This window comes from Acidobacteriota bacterium (assembly GCA_034211275.1).
Classification (GTDB): domain Bacteria; phylum Acidobacteriota; class Thermoanaerobaculia; order Multivoradales; family JAHZIX01; genus JAGQSE01.
Genome location: JAXHTF010000391.1, coordinates 1 through 1,587, shown reverse-complemented (window position 1 = coordinate 1,587; position 1,587 = coordinate 1). Strand labels below are relative to the sequence as shown.

At 61.5% G+C, this 1,587-nt stretch carries 2 protein-coding genes; both read right to left on the bottom strand.

Translation table 11 applies throughout. From position 1 onward, the window contains the following. Positions 1-262: ATPase (locus SX243_26245; GenBank protein MDY7096488.1), on the bottom strand; the 262-nt coding region annotated here is incomplete at its 3' end. Positions 263-273: 11 nt separating this feature from the next. After that, positions 274-1,416: a hypothetical protein gene (locus SX243_26240; GenBank protein MDY7096487.1), complete on the bottom strand. Its 1,143-nt coding sequence runs from the start codon at positions 1,414-1,416 to the stop codon at positions 274-276. Between the last annotated feature and the right edge of the window lie 171 nt (positions 1,417-1,587).

Below are 1,587 nucleotides of genomic sequence, written 5' to 3'. Positions count from 1 at the left end.
CCTCGCGGACTGCGCGAATATTGAACTCCTCGCCGGAGCCGAAGGACAGCTTGCCCTCCGAAGAGAAGGAAGCGATGCGTCCCAGCACAGCCTCATCAGGCGTCTCCAACTGGACAAGAAGGAACTGCCCATGCATCGGAATGTTCTGGAACTCATTCCGGTACGGCAGAACCAGGTCGGCGTGGAATTCCATGCCTCCTTGCTGGAAGCCCCGGAAGATGCCGACAACCTGCTCCCTGGGGAAGAGTTGGATTTCTGCCATGTTGCTCTCCCTCATCCGTACCGGCGGTGCGCCGGGTCGGCATCTTGAAGCTGAAACGCGTCCAGTGTCCCCGCGTCGCCGCCGAGGCTCGATCGCACCCCTTCGTAGATGAAGTCCTGCAGAATGTCGAAATCGAAATCGACCAGAGCCGCGTTTTCATGTGCCTTCTGCAGGCAACGTGGGTAGTGCGGTACCGGGAAGCCATTGATCGCGTCAGCGAGCATCGAACCGAGGATCGTCTGAGACTCCCCGACTTGCGGCACAAAGATGTCCACCGGCCATACCGGGTCACGGCGGTGTGAGCCGAACTTCACCAGGAACATCTTGCCGCCGACGAACTTGTTGATCTCTCCGCCTTCATCGGCGCGGTCATCGCCTCGCGCGAACTCCGACCAGACGTAAGCCTTCTCCTCCACCTCACGCGGCACCTCCACGTAGGCGGGGTAGTCGGTCTGAAGGACGCCTTCCAGGGCCATGGCGAGGCGGTACCGTGAGAGCACCTTGCTGTGTTTGGCCACGCCAGCGAGATACACCCGGCGGCGGCTATTGCTCCACTGCGCCTCGATGCGATCCTTCATACCCTGGAGCAGCCGCTGGAACAGGTCCTTGGCGAAGACCTTGCTGCGCAACAGACCGTCGCAGACGATCAAGGTGTCGGTGCCGAAGTCCTTCTTGAGGATGGCGAACAGGATCGCCCATTCGACCAACTCCCGGTACACCTGCACCCAGCTTGGGGAAACCGGCTTGCCCTTGTCAGTCGGGCGAATCATGTGGGAGAGCGCCGGCAGGCTGTCTACACCCAGGAAGGCCATCATCTCGCCCAGTGCCGTCCTAGCCGATCCATCCCCAGCGAACTGACGCTCGTTGAGCTTGTGAATCGGGGTCGTAGGCGAGACCGCCTCCAGACAGTACTCGTTGTTGCTGCTGTCCACCACCCGGACCAGCTGGATCAGGAAGGGGTCGAACTGGAGCTGGTTGTTGCCGCCATCGGTGCCGACCAAAGAGATCGAGGTCGTGGCGCGCGGCTGAATGCGGCGAGTGGCGCTCTTCAAAGGGCGGATCTCCTCCCGCAGCGCGTCCAGCACCCCTTGGTCGGTGCCGATGCAGTCCGCGATGGCTTCCTTGAGTTGAACCTGGCTTGCCGGGTCGATCATTGTGCTAACCCGCCGGCCCTGAGGCCACGCGGAACACCTTCATCACCTCGTCGCCCAGGTGGTTGATCACCTTGACGGCGATCCGCCCCGATTTGGGTTTGGTGAAAGGCCGCGAAGTGTCGCTGTGCAGCGTTGCCCAGGCGTCCTCGTTGATCTCTGCTTTCAATGTTG